15 protein-coding genes are annotated in these 15,690 nt (G+C 61.1%); 4 read left to right on the forward strand and 11 right to left on the reverse strand.

What is annotated here, in order from left to right:
• The 4 genes from R3E82_10785 to R3E82_10800 form a co-directional block, all read right to left on the reverse strand.
• Complete coding sequence (locus tag R3E82_10785; GenBank protein ID MEZ5551365.1) at nucleotides 1-771, reverse strand: crotonase/enoyl-CoA hydratase family protein; 771 nt, start codon at nucleotides 769-771, stop codon at nucleotides 1-3.
• 51 nt (nucleotides 772-822) lie between these two features.
• The gene (locus R3E82_10790; protein MEZ5551366.1) at nucleotides 823-2,067 is read right to left on the reverse strand and encodes a type II toxin-antitoxin system HipA family toxin; all 1,245 of its coding nucleotides are present in this window, start codon (nucleotides 2,065-2,067) and stop codon (nucleotides 823-825) included.
• Entirely contained in the window at nucleotides 2,068-2,430 is a 363-nt protein-coding gene (locus tag R3E82_10795; protein ID MEZ5551367.1) for a helix-turn-helix transcriptional regulator, read from the reverse strand. It lies immediately after the preceding gene.
• Nucleotides 2,431-2,734: 304 nt separating this feature from the next.
• Entirely contained in the window at nucleotides 2,735-2,893 is a 159-nt protein-coding gene (locus tag R3E82_10800) for a hypothetical protein (protein ID MEZ5551368.1), read from the reverse strand.
• Between the two features lie 161 nt (nucleotides 2,894-3,054).
• On the opposite strand from R3E82_10800, the gene R3E82_10805 reads away from it, so the two are divergent.
• Nucleotides 3,055-4,452: an FAD-dependent oxidoreductase gene (locus R3E82_10805; protein MEZ5551369.1), complete on the forward strand. Its 1,398-nt coding sequence runs from the start codon at nucleotides 3,055-3,057 to the stop codon at nucleotides 4,450-4,452.
• Nucleotides 4,453-4,513: 61 nt separating this feature from the next.
• Entirely contained in the window at nucleotides 4,514-5,668 is a 1,155-nt protein-coding gene (locus R3E82_10810; GenBank protein ID MEZ5551370.1) for an SGNH/GDSL hydrolase family protein, read from the forward strand.
• Between the two features lie 6 nt (nucleotides 5,669-5,674).
• On the opposite strand, the gene R3E82_10815 is transcribed toward R3E82_10810, so the two are convergent.
• From R3E82_10815 to R3E82_10840, 6 genes are all read right to left on the reverse strand, one after another.
• Nucleotides 5,675-6,106: a PaaI family thioesterase gene (locus R3E82_10815; protein ID MEZ5551371.1), complete on the reverse strand. Its 432-nt coding sequence runs from the start codon at nucleotides 6,104-6,106 to the stop codon at nucleotides 5,675-5,677.
• 35 nt (nucleotides 6,107-6,141) lie between these two features.
• Nucleotides 6,142-8,424, reverse strand: a complete 2,283-nt coding sequence (locus tag R3E82_10820; GenBank protein ID MEZ5551372.1) for a molybdopterin cofactor-binding domain-containing protein — start codon at nucleotides 8,422-8,424, stop codon at nucleotides 6,142-6,144.
• Nucleotides 8,421-8,921, reverse strand: a complete 501-nt coding sequence (locus R3E82_10825; GenBank protein ID MEZ5551373.1) for a (2Fe-2S)-binding protein — start codon at nucleotides 8,919-8,921, stop codon at nucleotides 8,421-8,423. The genes R3E82_10820 and R3E82_10825 overlap by 4 nt, the downstream gene beginning before the upstream one ends.
• Nucleotides 8,922-9,027: 106 nt before the next feature.
• Nucleotides 9,028-10,278 carry an FAD-binding oxidoreductase gene (locus R3E82_10830; protein MEZ5551374.1) on the reverse strand — a complete coding sequence of 417 codons (1,251 nt, stop codon included), beginning with the start codon at nucleotides 10,276-10,278 and terminating at the stop codon, nucleotides 9,028-9,030.
• A 49-nt stretch (nucleotides 10,279-10,327) separates the two neighbouring features.
• Nucleotides 10,328-11,254: an aminotransferase class IV gene (locus tag R3E82_10835; GenBank protein ID MEZ5551375.1), complete on the reverse strand. Its 927-nt coding sequence runs from the start codon at nucleotides 11,252-11,254 to the stop codon at nucleotides 10,328-10,330.
• Between the two features lie 26 nt (nucleotides 11,255-11,280).
• On the reverse strand, nucleotides 11,281-12,633 hold the full coding sequence (locus tag R3E82_10840) for an APC family permease (GenBank protein MEZ5551376.1): 1,353 nt from the start codon (nucleotides 12,631-12,633) through the stop codon (nucleotides 11,281-11,283).
• Nucleotides 12,634-12,869: 236 nt separating this feature from the next.
• Here R3E82_10840 and R3E82_10845 point away from each other — a divergent pair, with 236 nt between their 5' ends.
• Both R3E82_10845 and R3E82_10850 read left to right on the forward strand, forming a co-directional pair.
• Nucleotides 12,870-13,388: a polymer-forming cytoskeletal protein gene (locus R3E82_10845; protein ID MEZ5551377.1), complete on the forward strand. Its 519-nt coding sequence runs from the start codon at nucleotides 12,870-12,872 to the stop codon at nucleotides 13,386-13,388.
• Between the two features lie 14 nt (nucleotides 13,389-13,402).
• Nucleotides 13,403-14,068 (forward strand): hypothetical protein, encoded by a 666-nt coding sequence (locus R3E82_10850; GenBank protein MEZ5551378.1) that lies wholly within the window; start codon nucleotides 13,403-13,405, stop codon nucleotides 14,066-14,068.
• A 28-nt stretch (nucleotides 14,069-14,096) separates the two neighbouring features.
• On the opposite strand, the gene R3E82_10855 is transcribed toward R3E82_10850, so the two are convergent.
• Nucleotides 14,097-15,644: a serine hydrolase gene (locus R3E82_10855; protein MEZ5551379.1), complete on the reverse strand. Its 1,548-nt coding sequence runs from the start codon at nucleotides 15,642-15,644 to the stop codon at nucleotides 14,097-14,099.
• Nucleotides 15,645-15,690 lie beyond the last annotated feature (46 nt).

The raw sequence follows: 15,690 nt of genomic DNA on the forward strand, positions 1-15,690 counted from the left end.
TCAGATATCCGAAAAATTGCCATGGCGGCCCTTGCCCGCCGCAAACCGTGCGGCTCCTTCCCGGGTTTCCCCCGAAGCCAGCACTTCGAGTCCCAGCCGGGTCTCTGCCCTGAGGGCGTCCGGCAGATCCATCGACCACTGCTGGTAGGAAGACTGACGATCGTTGCGCAGACACAACTGGGGGAACGCGGACAGGCCACCGGCAAGCTCCACCGCCGCCTGCAGACTCGTACCCTTCGCGACCAGCCGGTTCGCCAGTCCCATGGATTGCGCCTCCGCACCGGAAACACCGCGCCCGGTGAGAATCAGATCCAGCGCATGGCTGTGACCGATCATCCGGGGAAGACGGATGGTACCGCCGTCGACCAGCGGTACACCCCAGCGCCGACAGTACACGCCAAATACCGCATCCTCCGCGGCGACCCGCAGATCACACCAGAGTGCGAGCTCCAGGCCACCGGCCACAGCAAATCCCTCCACTGCTGCAATCACCGGCTTGCGCAGCAGCATGCGGGTACAACCGAGGGGTCCGTCGCCGTCTTCGCGCAGGCGGGGACCGCGACCATCCGCCACCGACTTGAGATCCGCACCTGCGCAGAACACACCGGCTGCACCGGTGAGCACGGCCACATCAGTATCCGGATCCGCGTCGAAGCGGGTGAAGGCCTCGGCGAGCGCCTGCGCTGTGGGACGATCCACCGCGTTGCGGACTTCGGGCCGATTGAGGGTGACGATGGTGACCCGTCCCTGTGTCGTTACTGCAACTGTCATGCCTGTTCCCCTTGAGAGAGCCGGCCGGCCAGGCTCTGATGCTGACATCGATCAGGATACCCTGCGCGGTCTGCTCTCCAGATAAGACTGTAAAACGGACTGGTAAGCAAAGCAGCGCTCGAGAATGGCGATATCGGAATCCATCACCGCGCCTTCCTCCATGAATTCCTGCCAGCGGGCACACACCGCCAGCACCTCCGTCGCCACCCGTCGTGCTTCGCCCTGCTCGAGACCCATGCGGTGCGCGGCAGCAGCGATATTGTCGCGACTGGGCGTATTTCCGAATGCACCCAGGGCGATGGCGTGAGATCCCTGCAGACCTGTGTTAGGCACTATGTCGTAGCCGGGTGTGAGTCGATACTGGGCCTCAGAGGCCTTTTTATAGAAAGCGTGGTTGCGCAGGTGGTCGTCTGTGTTGCCGATACCGATGTTGAACAGCATGCGCCGGAACACCGCTTCCGCCAGATTTGCGGTCTGTGCTGCCAGCCGGTTACCCAACTGATAGATTCCGGGATAGGACATGGCCGCTTCGTCGAACTGGGTGATGTCGAATTTGTTGATCAGACTCGCCACGGAAACCAGATGATGCTGCTGACCCTCCGTGTGATCAAAGCGCTCTACCAGCACCACAGTACCGCGTGCCGTTTCCGTGAGTGCGACATCCGGCACCTCGATACCCGCCTCCCTCGCCATTCGCATCGAGGCCCATTCCACCCGGCACATGTCCACCAGATCAGACGGCCGGCCGAATTTCGCAATCCAGTTGCGCCCCTCATGTTCGATCAGGGTTTTCGGGCGTGCACCGCCGAGTCCGCTGCCGTGGAAGAAATAAGGTTCGAGGCTGCGGTCCACTTCCCGCCCGGATTCAATGTCCTCGGCGATCCGCTGCAGATGCACGAGATTTTCGAACGGGCGCTCGGGTGTCGGCTTCGGCGAATCCCGGATTTCGGCGGTGAAATGCAGGGCACCCACCCCTTCCCCGGACGCGGCGAGCAGAAATTCCACCGGGGTTACAGGGGGTGGCCGCCGGGTTTTGCTCAGCTGGCGGCGTCCCCACTCATCCGGGCCTGCATCCATCAGTACACCGAACACACCGGGAGATTCCCGGGTGCGCGGGTTTTCCTGCACTTCCGGGCCCAGCGGAAGATTAATCGGGTCGAGGGCGAAGGCGAGAGGGTTGTCGAGGTAGGCGCGGGCATACTTGAATCGTCCGCGCGCATCGTCCACCAGCAGTTGACCGGCGAGCACCTTGCTGCCGTCACCGAGATCCGCGTGGACGAAAAGTTTCTCCGCCATTCAGATCTCCCACTCATCATCAGCGGCCGCACCGCGGGGCCGGCCCGGTGCGCGCGCGCGCTGACGCGCCTGGCTGCGACTCAAAGCTTCACCGAGGGTATCGTCCCCCGCGGCCACTACCGAATCGAACGCGGTGGCCATGCCGAACACATCGAGCAGGGAAAGATAGGCGCCAACCGTGATTCGAGGTGAACCGCTTTCCACCTTTTTTACCGAACTTTCCGAAAGCCCGGCCTTGGCCGCCGTCTGCTGCTGTGTCCAGTTCCGACGCAGCCTGGACTCTCTGAGGCGCTCCCCCAGTGCCATCAGGCTGCCCAGGGCGGCATCACTCAACACAGCATAGGATTTGGAGGCTCTAGGCATATACAGCCCGTAATTTATATAACAGTCATATATAAACCATGAATCAGGTCACGGATCCAGCCCCGAGCAGTGTATCGTCGGGCCATCCGGCGGAGACGAACCGGGTTGCCCATCGCGAACGGGACTGCCAGCCGTTACGCCGCCGGCTCCGTCGGGACGGCTGCCAGGAAAATCCGCTCTGATTAGATTCATATAACATACATAAAAACTATTAGAGATTTATATACATCCATATAGACACAGGAGCGTATCAGCTCAGACACCCAGAGAGAACTAGAAGTTTTATATGAATCTTATAGATCATTTAATAGTTTTTTATGAATCTACCATAGATGACGGAACAGAAGGCGAAGCTGTAGATCAGGGTCCGCTCATCGACCCACCGGGATCGCTCCACCACCCGCAGGTCACGGGAAGCCCGGGTCAGGGAAGGCGTGTCGTTGTAGTTCGCGGTGCCCACCACGAGCGCGTTTTTCAGGATCGCTTCCGGGTGGCCGCTGACTGTTTCACTTAATCCATGGGTGCCGCCAGGATGATGCAGCAGACGATTTGTGTTGCAGGCAGCTTCATCGCCGAGTTCCTCAAGGGGTAGACTCCTTCAGGCAGTCACCACTACACGGACGCATGTCGGCAATTGGCACCAGCAGCAACCCGCTCCGGGTTGCCATCATCGGTTCGGGACCTGCGGGCTTCTACACAGTGAGTAATCTGCTCAAACAGCAGGGCCTGGGTGTCGAGATGGACATGTTCGAGAAACTGCCCACGCCTTTCGGGCTCGTGCGCGCAGGGGTCGCACCAGATCATCAGAAGGACAAGTCTGTCACCCGCACCTATGAAAAGAGCGCCGTTGACGGTGCGTTCCGCTTTTTCGGCAATGTCGAATTCGGCCGGCATCTGACACTCGACGACGTGCATCGCCACTACCACCAGGTCGTTTTTGCCACCGGTGCGCAGAGCGATCGCGCTCTGGGCATTCCCGGTGAGGATGCCATCGGCAGCCATCCGGCCACGGATTTTGTGGCCTGGTACAACGGTCACCCCGAGTATGCCCGGCATCAGTTCGATCTGAGCGCCGAGGCTGTGGCCATCATCGGTCTGGGCAACGTGGCCATAGATGTTGCCCGCATCCTCTGCAAGTCCATCGATGAACTGAAAACCACAGATATCGCCGACCATGCACTGACTGCTCTCAAGCAGAGTCGAGTGAAGATGGTCTACATACTGGGCCGCCGCGGTCCGGCACAGGCGGCATTCACACCCGCAGAGATCAGAGAAATCGGCGACCTCTCCGGCACGGATGTCCGAGTGCGGCCAGAAGAGGCTGTTCTAGATCCGCTGAGCCGCACAGCGCTCGAAGCCTCTGGTGACCGCAATGCAACCAGAAACACCGAAATCATCCAGAACATCGCCCAGTGGCAGGCGGCCGGCAGAGAGAAACAGCTCATCATCCGTTTCATGGTTTCGCCGACCGAGATTCTCACCGATGAGACGAACCGGGTAACCGGTATCCGCATTGTGAAAAACGAATCCGTCCTCGGACCGGACGGCACTGTACGCTCCCGGGCAACTGGCGCAATCGAGACACTGCCTGTGCAACTGGTGTTCCGCTCCGTCGGCTATCGCGGCGTGAGACTGTCCGGGGTGCCTTACGACGAGTCATCGGGTGTGATACCGAACATCAACGGCCGGGTCACCGGCGAGGACGGAACTCCCCTGCCCGGCTACTATGCCGTGGGATGGATAAAGCGCGGACCGTCCGGTGTCATCGGCAGCAACAAGACAGATGCGAAGGAGACCGTGAACTGTATGGTCGAAGACGCCCTGGCCGGGCGCTGCCTCAACCCCGTCGCTGCCAGCGCGGATGCGATTACCAAACTCATCGAGGCCAGACAGCCGCAACTGGTTACCTTCGAAAACTGGCGCAAACTCGATGAAATCGAAATCAGCAAAGGACTCAAAGCCGACCGGCCACGAGTGAAGTTCACCGATGTTTCCGAAATGCTGCGGGTGCTCGAACGGTGATACCGGCCTGTTGAGAACCTGAATAAAATCAGCGACCCGATTCCCGAACGGAAGACTGATCATGTCAGCAGACGCACCACGCACACTGGATATCCGGACGCTCGTGCCCGGCTCAATCGAGGTGGTCGGCGCGCTCGACTTCGACCAGCGACCCCAGGGCATGAGTCCACGCCGGCTGCCCGACTGGACCCGCGCGCAACTGCCACAACCCATGGACGTGATGGTACGCATGCCTTCCGGGGTACGTCTGCGCTTCGCTACCAGCGCCCGGCGTCTCGGTCTGAGCTTCCACGCCACCAATCTGGTCACGCCACCGGCCGCGCGTCGATCGATTCCCTTCAGCCTGGAAATCGATAGCGAACTGCACAGTACGGGTTCGGATCGGGGCAATACCATCGTGCTCAATCCGCGGAACCCCGGAGACTTTCAGCTCCAGCGCGGCGAGCCGGATACCGTCTGGTTTGAAGGCCTGTCAGCAGACTGGAAATGCTGCGAGCTCTGGCTGCCCCACAACGCGTTCATCGAACTGCGATCCTTGAGCATCGACGCGGACGCGAAAATCCGGGCCGCGGAATCCGACAGCCGGCCGCGCTGGCTGCACTACGGCAGTTCCATCAGCCACTGCATGGAAGCAGATCAACCCGGGCTGATCTGGCCCGCAGTTGCCGCGCGGGCAGCCGGCTGTTCGCTTCAGAACCTTGGATTCGGCGGCCAGTGCCATCTCGATCAGTTCGTGGCCCGTACCATCCGTGACAGCGGCGCGGACCTGATCAGCATCAAAACCGGTATCAATGTGATCAACATGGATTCGATGCGGGAGCGGGTATTCACACCCGCCGTGCACGGCTTCCTCGACACGATCCGGGAGCGTGCTGCAAAGACACCGATTCTGCTGATTTCACCCATCTTCTGCCCGAGTGCCGAACACCAGCCCGGGCCTACGCTGCCGGATGAGTCTGGAAAATTCGTCACCTTTTCAGGCAACAGCCTGCTGCGACAGGGTTGTCTCACTCTGGTGCGGGTGCGTGAACTGCTCAGCCGGATCGTCGCACAGCGGCGCTCGGACGGAGATCACCAACTGCACTATGTGGATGGACTGAGCCTGTTCGGCGCAGAGGATGCCCGGGACCTTCCCGACGACCTGCACCCTAACCCGGCAGGGTACATCCGCATGGGTGAGCGTTTTGCACCGGTGCTGAAGCGACTACTGCAGTAGTCGCGGCTACACGGCACGCAGCGCATAGAGCACCCGTCCACGTGCGCAGAGTTCGCCACTGTCGTTTTTCACACTCACCTCGACCACACACAACTGCCTGCCGCGTTTGATCACCTGCGCCTCGGCGTCTATCCATGCGCCATGGGCCTGGCGCAGATAGGTCACCTGCAGATCGGCGGTACCTGCCGGCTGGCTGCCTTCCCGCAATCCTGAGAAGACTGCGGGAATGGCCGCCATATCAATGATCGTGGCGATCACCCCGCCATTCACACTGCCGCCGATGCCGGTGGGCGTCTGGTCGCCGAGTGTGAGGCGCAGCCGAGCACGGTCAGAGCCCCATTCCACCAGTGTCAGACCCAGATACTGGTGAAAGGGAACGTCATCGAAGCGATCGAAGAAGTTTGCGGGAGAGATGGTCGAGGCGGGGGTGTCAGACATGGTTGAAACTCAGAGTTATCGGATGGGACATGCTGCTAGACCCTGTAGCCCGCATCGGAGAGCGGCATCTTCCGAACCCTCTCACCCGATGCGGCAAAAATGGCGTTGCCAACCGCCGGAGCCAGGGGTGGCAGAGCAGGCTCCCCGAGGCCGGTCGGTGGGTTGTCGCTCTGGATGAAGTGGATGTCCACGGGCGGTGCTTCAGGAATGCGCAGAACCTGATAGTCATGGAAATTGGACTGCTGGGTGCGTCCGCCTTCCATGGTGATTTTCTGAGCGAGCATGGTGGACAGACCATCGATCACGGCACCTTCCACCTGGGAGGTTGCACCACTCATGTTAATGATCGGCCCCACGTCCACGGCGACCGTCACCCTGTGCACTGTCAACCGCTTATCCGCGCTGACACTCACTTCCGCGACTTCGGCGACATGAGCCGCATGACTGAAGTAGAAGGCCAGTCCCAGACCTCTGCCTGCCGGCATGGATCTGCCCCAGCCAGCCTTTTCAGTAACAAGTCGAACCACGTCTGCCGCCCTGCCGGTGTTCAGGGAGCGGATGTTACCCTCATCGAACCAGCGCCGCTCACCGAGGATTTCCAGCAGAAAGTCCCGGTAATCCCGCCCGCCGGCATGAGCCAGCTCATCGAGAAAGCTCTGAATCACAAAAGCGGTGGTATTGGATCCGGGTGCCCGCCAGGGACCACAGGGGGTGCGGATATCGAACAGGGTCTTCGAGGCGAAGGCATTTCTGACATTGAGCAATGGAAATTCCGTGGGCGGAAATCGTGAGCCGGAGACAGCTTCCCCGTCGGTCTGCATGCCGATGTAGTGGTCTTCGAACGCGATCAGCCTGCCCTCGCCATCTACGGAGCCCTTTACCGACTGGAACCCGCCCACGCGGTAGAAGTCATGGCGGATGTCATCTTCACGGTTCCAGGTGAGTTTTACCGGCGCCTTCATGCGCCGGGAAATCTCAGTCGCCTCGCAGACATACTCGGTATAAACACGACGTCCGAAGCTGCCGCCGAGGCGCATCTGGTGCACAGTGACCTGATCCTGCTCGAGCCCGAACATGGACTTCATGACCGGATAGGCGCGGCCGGGGCCCTGGGTTGGAATCCACAGTTCCACACGATCCTTTTCATCACCACTGCCCGGCTTCCAGTGGGCGCTGCAGTTCATCGGCTCCATGCAGAGGTGGGCGACAAAGGGATACTCGTAGAATGCTTCGAGGGTTGTGTTGGCGGCACTGTCGTAGACTGCCTGTACATCGCCTTTATCGAGCACGATGTCCGGTCCGCGCGTACCCCGCAGCTCTTCCGCCTTCTTCACCATTCCCGTCCAGCTGTCTTTTGATGCGGACGATTCATCCCACCGTACCTCGAGCCTCTGCTTCGCGTTGAAAACCGCCCAGGTATTGGTCCCCACGATGGCAACCCCGTCCAGGAGTTCCCGCACGTCACCGTTTCCACGTACCAGAAAGGCATCCACCACGCCGGGCATTGACCTGATCACTTCGAGGTTGGCGCTCAGCACCCTGCCGCCTATGGCGGGACACTTCTGGTAAGCGGCATAGAGCATGTCCGGTACACGGACATCGATACCAAACAGCGCCAGTCCGGTCGTGATCACCAGATTGTCCACACCGGATACCGACGTCCCGATGAGCGTGTAGTCCTGACGTTCCTTGAAGATGAGCACCTCGGGATCCGGCACATCCTGTTTTGCTGCCAGCGTGGCAAGCTGACCGAAGGTCATGAAGCGGCCGGTGTCGTGAATGACCCTGCTCTGCTCCGTGTGCAGCTCTTCTCTGGGGACTTCCATCACCAGCGAACCGGCACTGATGAACATCTCCCGCGCCGAGGCACCGAGCTCGCGCATCTGGTCCCAGGTGCGTGCCACTGTGGTGGAGCCACCCGCAAACTGACGCCCGTAGGTTTCTTCATCCACAGGCGCCTGCAGCACCTCGACATCTTCCCAGGCCGCACCCATCTCCTCGGCAATCACCATCGGCAGCGCGGTTTTTATGCCCTGCCCCATTTCCGCGTTCGCTGAGTAGATGGTGATTTTGCCGTCGGACGATACCGAGATGAAGGCGTTCAGTTCAGCAGAGGCAACGAGATCCACGCGCTCATCCTGAATCGCCTGCGCCTGCAGCCCGCTGTGACGGCCCACCGGAACGACGGCAGCCAGAACCAGGGCGCTGCCACCCGTTCCGGCGAGCTTGAGGAACCTCCGGCGACTCAGCCGTGCCCTGCCCTCGCCGGTTCTTTGCACCGCATCCCGTACCGCCTCGAAAAGCATTCGATGGTTCATGCTTTGATCTCCCGGGTGGCGTCCACCAGCTGCGCGTTCTGCAATGCGGCTGCGCTGTGAATGGCGGAGCGGATTCGATTGTAGGTGCCGCAGCGGCAGTAGTTGCCTGCCATGGCTGCGTTGATGTCCTCGTCTGTGGGTTCCGGCTTCCGGGCCAGCAGCGCGGCAGCCGTCATGATCTGACCAGCCTGGCAGTAACCGCACTGAGCCACATCCAGCTCAATCCACGTACGCTGCAGCGGATGGAGCTGGTCGCCACTGGCCAGGCCCTCGATGGTGCGGACAGACCGACCGGCGGTATCGGCCACCCTTGTCACACAGGCTCGCACGGGCTGGCCGTCGACATGGACCGTGCAGGCACCACACCGGGCGATACCGCAGCCGAATTTGGTGCCCACCAGTCCGAGGATGTCACGCAATGCCCACAGCAGAGGCATGTCCGCCTCGACATCGAGCGTTCGGGATTCTCCATTTACTTCGATCTGGTATTTCGGCATGTGATTTCTCCCTGACCGGTGATCGACTCTAACCGATCCCCGCCGGGCCCGCAGGCAGCCGCTGATCCGGGAATTCCGGCGATCCGGGGCGCGCTGCTGCGGTGTGTCAGAAGCGAGTCACCCGATAGGGGTGCAGATCCACGCCGGGTTTCCGACCCGCGAGCAGGTCGGCGATCACCAGACCCGAGATCGGACCCAGGGTCATGCCCAGGTGCTGGTGACCAAACGCATACACGACTCTGTCCGTGCACCGGGAATATCCGAGCACCGGCAGCGAATCGGGCAGCGACGGTCTACGTCCCATCCACACCGAGTGCTCGGCCACCGGCAGGCCGGGCAGCATGCGCCGGGCCTGATCGACCAGACTGCGCACCCGCCGGTAATCGGGCTCTGCATCCAGGCCGGCAAATTCAACCTGACTGGTGAGCCGCAGCCCCATGTCCATGGGTGAAAGCACGAAAGAACGTTCCCCGTTCATGACCGGACGACTCAGCCGATCCGAGGCCTGCCCGGTCAACATCAGGTGATAGCCCCGTTCCGATTCCAGCGGCACCCGGTCACCAACCTGCCTGGCCAGCTGCCCGGACCAGGCACCGGCGGCGATGACCACTTTGCCACCCTGCAGTACCCCAGCGGGTCCGTGCAGTCGAATGGCGCCGCACTGGCAGTCGATCCGCTGCAGATCAAAGCGCTCGAACCGACCGCCATTGCTGACAAAGCGCTCCACCATACCCCTGACCATCTGCCCGGGGTTGCGCACATGGAGGCTGCCACGCTGGAAGATGGCGCGGGCAAACAGCGGTGCGAGACCGGGCTCGAGATCCCGGATCTGGTCGGGATTCAGCACTTCGTAGTCCGCACCCACTTTATCCATCAGATAGCGGGTGTGGGCCGTACGCCTGAATGCTGTCTCTGTCTCATAGACTTTCAGCCAGCCCACATCCCGCAGCAGCCTGCTCTGCGGGGTGTTGTCGGTGAGCGAACGCCAGCCGAAGGCGGCAAAGCGGCTCAACGCATGGAGATCAAGCGCATTCTGCAGCACCCGGGCGCGCCTGCTCTCCCGGATGAAACGCAGCAGCCAGGGCAGCGCGGTGGCCAGATAAGAGGGTCGGATCGTCAGCGGTGACAGTGGGCGCCCTACCATCCGTAGCACATCGAAGACGATGTCCGGCATCGCGGTGGGGGCCGCAGAGCCATCCACCACCCCGCCTGCATTGCCGAAAGACGCACCTGCTGCCGGTCCTTCACGGTCGATCAGCAGCACCCGGTGTCCGTCGCGCTGCAGCGCCAGGGCGGTGGAGGCACCGACGATACCCGCGCCCACGACGATCAGCGAATCGCCGGCAGAGTCAGCCACGGGCCACACGAACTCTGAGGGAGAAAGTGCTTGAGTCCATCCGTGCCGCTCAGCTCAGGTGGCTGAGATACTGGGCAACGAAGTCAAAGCCCACCAGATCCGAATATGCACGGGTGATGCGGGCGGTGACCGGGCCGGGCAGCACGCCGGTACCCACTGTTGCACCACAGAATGAGCGCACCGGGACGATGCACAGGCTGGTCGAGGTCAGAAATATCTCATCCGCATTGTAGGCGTCGTGAAAATCCAGGTCGGCCTCTTCCACGCCCAGCCCGAGGTCCCGGGCAAGTTCCATGACACAGGCCCGGGAGACGCCAGGCAGCACATACTGCTCTTTCGGCGTGCGGCAGACCCCGTCCTGCACCAGAAAAAGGTTTGCCCCCAGACCTTCCGCCAGATTGCCGTTGTGATCCAGCACCACGGTCATGGTATTCGGGCCAGCCGCAGGCGCCGCCATATTGGCGGTGATGAGATTGAGATAGTTGAAGGTCTTGGCCCGGGGAGTGAGAGCGTCGGGGGCCGTACGCCGAACCGGTGAGACCACCAGGTCTATTCCATCCCGGTAGCAGGTAGCGCGCTTTGCGAGCGGCAGCGGTATGCATTCCACGATGACGGTCGCGCCATCCTGCTCCCAGCCTTCATCGCCCACCGCCGCCAGTCCGCGGGAAACCCGCTGGGCCACCCAGTAGTCGGTACTCGCATCGAGAAAGCGTGCATTCCGGCGCAGAACTTCGCGGCTGATCACCACCATTTCATCCCGCTGCAGCGGCACTTCGATCTGCAGCGAGCGCAGGGAGCGATAGAGCCGATCCACGTGTTCTTCGATGCGGAATATCTCACCACCGAAGGTACGGGTCATATCGAACACGCCGTCTCCATGCAGAAAGCCACGATCCCGGAAGGGAATGCGGATCTCCCCTTCCGGGAGATAAGCACCGTTGTAATAGGCAATGCGCTGATTGTCGGGATTCGCCATTGTGTGACCTCGACTGGTGGACTGTGTCAGGTTGCGGTCTGTCGGGATTCGTGACGCAGCAGATCATGCAGAGAAACACCCCGGCGCGCCAGATGCTGTTGACGTGCGAAGTAGTAGGTGGCGCCAATCAGCACCAGGATCAGATAGACGAACGACGGCTCCGGATTGTTGCGCACACCGATATACAGAAACAGTGCAGACACACTGATCTGAATGCCCGCCACGATCCAGATCACCGGCAGGCTGAGTCTGAAGGCCGCATCACGATAGTGATCGGGCAGCTTCACCGGCATGCGGATCAGTGCAATCGACCAGACGATGCCATAGAACATCGCGCCGATGGTGGAAACAGACGCATACTGGATGATTTCCCCCTGCAGTGCGATACCGATCAGCGTGACGGCCACTACCAGCACGATGGCGCGATTCGGCTCCCGGGTGCTGCGACTCAGATGGGTGAGTGCCGCCGGGTAGATACGGTTGCGCGCCAGCGCGAAGAAACTGCGGGAGGTTGTGAGTATCAGCGCATTGATTGAGGTTGCCGCTGCCAGGAGTGCGCTCAGGGTGATGAAGGTGGCAAACCACTCCGGCAGAAAAAGCCGGGAAGCAGCACTCATCGGCGCGACCATGGTGCCGAGTTGTTCCCAGGGCACCAGACCGGGCAGCACGATCGTCACCAGCGTGTAAATGGTCGCAACAATGACGAAGGTAATGACCAGAGTCAGGGGCACCGTCCGACCGGGATTGCGGATCTCTTCGCCGATCACCACGATAACCGCGAAGCCGGAATAGGAGTAGAAAGCCGGCACCGCGGCGCTGAGCACACTGTCGATGCCGTTCGGCACCACGGGCGTGAGCAGAGACCAGTCCACATAGAAGAGCCCACCGATCCCGAAGGTCAGCAGCGCGGTGACGAATACTGCGACCATGAACATCTGCGTGCGCACACTCGTGCGCAGGCCCAGCAGGTTGATCACCATCAGAGCCACGACCACGGTCACCGCCACCACAATCCGATCCACCTCGGGCAGGAAGAAGGCAAAGTAGTCGGCAAAGCCGTAGGCGAGCAGCGGTACCCCGACCAGCAGGGCGATGGTGCTGGTCCAGACCTTCAGGAAGCCGAGAAAGGGATGCAGGACCACGCTGGAGAACACGTAGTCGGCCGCACTCACCGGCAGCATGGCGCCCACCTGGGCGGCAATCAGACAGCTGACCAGCGCAGGAATCGAGGCCAACAGGTAAGCGAGGACTACCGCCGGACCCGCGAGTCCGGCGAGTTGTCCGGGCAGGATGAAAATTGAGGCCCCGACGATGTAACCGATCAGGGTGAACACCGCACCACCGAGCCCGATTTTGCGCTGCAGCCGGTTATCGCTCACCGGAGGCTTACCATGTCCTGTGCTCTTTCTTAAGGGGCTGCCGGAGGCTAACACGGCAGCTTCGGAATCCGGGAGACCCCGCTGATACGGCCGCTTCACACAATTGCACGGGATTTGCACCGACTTTGCGCGAATCGGCCTCACCCGCCTGGTGTTCCCTGACGGGCAGCAGTGTCCTTAACCCGGTAAAGCCGATAACATCCCGAACGTCATTCGCAGTTCGGGAAGAATGAATCATGTCCATGTTCGATAAGCGCAAAGATAACGATCCACCAGCTCAGGAACCTTTTGCTCAAGGCAATCCAGCCGTCGAGCGCCGGGTACCGGAACCCACTACCAGAGGAGTCGCAATGATCGGCAAGACCATCAGCATCAAGGGCGATATCACCGGCGAAGAAAGCCTGATCATCGAAGGCAAGGTCGACGGCACCATCTCACTGAAGAACAATGACCTCACCGTCGGCCAATCCGGCGTGGTAAACGCCAACATCACCGCCAGTGTGGTGCGCATCGACGGCGAAGTGAAAGGCGACATCATCGGTATCGAGAAGGTTGTGATCTCCAAGACCGGCAAGGTGCGTGGCAATATCGTCGGCCCCCGGGTGACCCTCGAAGACGGTGCCAAGTTCAAGGGCAGCATCGATATGGATCCCGGCAGCAACGAGATCGGCAGCGGTGCCAACCGGGCCACCTCCGCCCCCAGCAAGCCCACCCCTGTGGAGAATAAGACGGCAGACGCCACCCGCAAGGTTTGAGTCTGTCCGGGGGGATGAAGGCGACAGGCGGACGTTCCGTCCCGAAGGCGGGGGGTGTCGCTGCACGTGCAGCGCTCCCCGGCTCCGCAGACGTGCGTCAGTCGCTGCTGCTGCCCACGGTCTTCGAGCGGCTCGAAGGCCAGCCGCCGTTCACCATTCTGGATGTGAACGCGGGAGTTTCCGAGACGATCAGATTCTTCGCAGACTATCCCACACGACTGCACTTCGCCGCTTTCTACGATGCCGTGGAACTCGCCAATGCACCGGAAGAAGAACCGGACGCTTACTACGACGCGATCTTCGCCGAGTTGTGCAGTTTCCCGCCTGGTACTCAGTTCGACATCTGCCTGCTGTGGGATTTCCTGAATTGTCTCCCGGAAATTGCCATCACCGCTTTCAGCCGCGCAATTCGACCTTATCTGCATCGCGACACCATTGGCCACGGATTCGGCGCGTTCAAAGCCAGCGTTTCGGTTTCGGCGAATCCGGGCGGGTTGCCTGCCCTCTCCTATGGTGTGCGCACCCGCAGTGAACTGGTACTCCGGCCCCGGGAGGGCGGACTGCAGCCGCGCTATCTGCATCCACGCACGGTACTCGCCGAGTCCCTGACCAGCTTCGGTATATCCCGGGGCACGCTGCTGAAGGACGGCATCATGGAGTTGCTGCTGGAAGCGCGCTAGCGTACGTACATCGTCTATGCACAGCTGACTAGGGCCGCTCTCGAGCGAAGCGTTCACCGAAGACTTCGACTGCAGAAACTTCCGCATTCGTATCGATCATAAACCCCGCGAAATCCCCGTGCCGCCAGAACTCGTAAGTCACCTGGAAGGTATCCAGATGCCAGTGCGCAAGCGGATAGTTCCGGTCACCTACCTGCAGAATCAGTTGGGGCATCTGAGGGGTATCCCCACGGTTTTCTGCTGTAACTTCTGTTAACACAACACGCAACGTGCCAAGGACCGGGTTGGAGTAGCTGCCGGCATAGGCGGTCAGCGGCAGACTGGGCCGGGTGTCTGCCAGACGTGCGTCTTCATGGGTCTGCCAGTTTGCCTCCGCGACTTCGTCGATCCGCTGATACAGATCGAAGACCTCGCTGCCCCAGTCGCGCCTCTGTGCAGGGGCAGACTCATCCATCACTTCCCACAGAATCGCATGACGCAGCTCAGCGTGGTCCCGATTACCCATAACCACTACTGCCCGATCCGCCGCGCGGTCCAGACCCATGATCGCAATCAGCCCATCCAGACTGCCGGTGTGGAACTCGATCCTGCGGCCCTGAAAGTCCTGCTGAAACCATCCGAGCCCGTAAGTACGCCAGTGCGGTCTGGTCAGTTCAACGGTCGGATAGAAGTCGCCCGGTGTCGCAAGCTGGTGCGGTTCAAACATCTCATGCATGCCCTGCTCACTGATCAGTCGCTGGCCCTTGTCGTTAACACCGCCGTGCAGCAGAAACCCCGCCCAGAGCGTCATATCGTGTATCGAAGACCACACCGAACCTGCCGCGTCCGCCATCTGTGCCGGCAGATCGTAGGGCAGTTCCCGCAGTTCACCGCGCAGATAATCATGGGGAACCACATGCACTTTGCGGCCTGGAATATCCGCCCGGGCACCATAGGTTTCCCGCATCCCCAGCGGACGCCACAGGCGCTCGCGCAGGAAACGTTCCCAGGGTTTTCCGGACACGCGCTCAATGATCAGGCCCGCGAGTTCATACATGGTGTTCTGATAGATGAGTCGGGTACGCGGCGCCGCCTCCGGCACCACGAGCGGCAGGCGTCGAATCTGTTCAGCGAGCGGCATCTGCAGGGAAAAAGTCCAGAAATCCGTGGAAGGCAGCCCGGTCCGATGCGCCAGCAGATCGCGAATGGTGATCTGCGAGTTCTCGATCAGCGGATGGAAGTGCAGTTCCGGCAGATGTCGGGAGGCAGGATCGTCGAGGCTCAGCCGGCCTTCGTCCGCGAGCATGAGGATGCCGGCCACGACCATGGCCTTGGTGGTGGAAGCGTTGGCGAACAGCGTGTGTACGTCCACCGGCTTGCCATCGGCAATGGCCGTGGTGCCGAAACCGCGCTGGTACACCAGTTCCCCACCCTCGATCACCATCACCGCCAGACCCGGTACATGCCATTGCGCCATACCGGTCTCGATCAACCGGGTCAATCGCGCCGGATCGAAACCGCCGGTCTGAGCCTGGCTGAGCACAGCCGCAAAAACGAGGGTAAGCGCCAGTACAGCGCGCGGCAGACGGTCTATCACCAGCTTTCTCCAGACGGTCACAGGGCGAGACAACAGGGTGAAGCAG

The sequence above is a fragment of the Pseudomonadales bacterium genome (genome assembly GCA_041395945.1).
Classification (GTDB): Bacteria; Pseudomonadota; Gammaproteobacteria; order Pseudomonadales; family Azotimanducaceae; genus SZUA-309.

Bases quoted from the DNA above. Each gene is read 5' to 3' on its own strand.
- R3E82_10820 (MEZ5551372.1), bottom strand. From the start codon at position 8,424: ATGAACCATCGAATGCTTTTCGAGGCGGTACGGGATGCGGTGCAAAGA.
- R3E82_10825 (MEZ5551373.1), bottom strand. From the start codon at position 8,921: ATGCCGAAATACCAGATCGAAGTAAATGGAGAATCCCGAACGCTCGAT.
- R3E82_10850 (MEZ5551378.1), top strand. From the start codon at position 13,403: ATGAAGGCGACAGGCGGACGTTCCGTCCCGAAGGCGGGGGGTGTCGCT.
- R3E82_10805 (MEZ5551369.1), top strand. From the start codon at position 3,055: ATGTCGGCAATTGGCACCAGCAGCAACCCGCTCCGGGTTGCCATCATC.
- R3E82_10835 (MEZ5551375.1), bottom strand. From the start codon at position 11,254: ATGGCGAATCCCGACAATCAGCGCATTGCCTATTACAACGGTGCTTAT.
- R3E82_10815 (MEZ5551371.1), bottom strand. From the start codon at position 6,106: ATGTCTGACACCCCCGCCTCGACCATCTCTCCCGCAAACTTCTTCGAT.
- R3E82_10795 (MEZ5551367.1), bottom strand. From the start codon at position 2,430: ATGCCTAGAGCCTCCAAATCCTATGCTGTGTTGAGTGATGCCGCCCTG.
- R3E82_10845 (MEZ5551377.1), top strand. From the start codon at position 12,870: ATGTCCATGTTCGATAAGCGCAAAGATAACGATCCACCAGCTCAGGAA.
- R3E82_10790 (MEZ5551366.1), bottom strand. From the start codon at position 2,067: ATGGCGGAGAAACTTTTCGTCCACGCGGATCTCGGTGACGGCAGCAAG.
- R3E82_10810 (MEZ5551370.1), top strand. From the start codon at position 4,514: ATGTCAGCAGACGCACCACGCACACTGGATATCCGGACGCTCGTGCCC.
- R3E82_10785 (MEZ5551365.1), bottom strand. From the start codon at position 771: ATGACAGTTGCAGTAACGACACAGGGACGGGTCACCATCGTCACCCTC.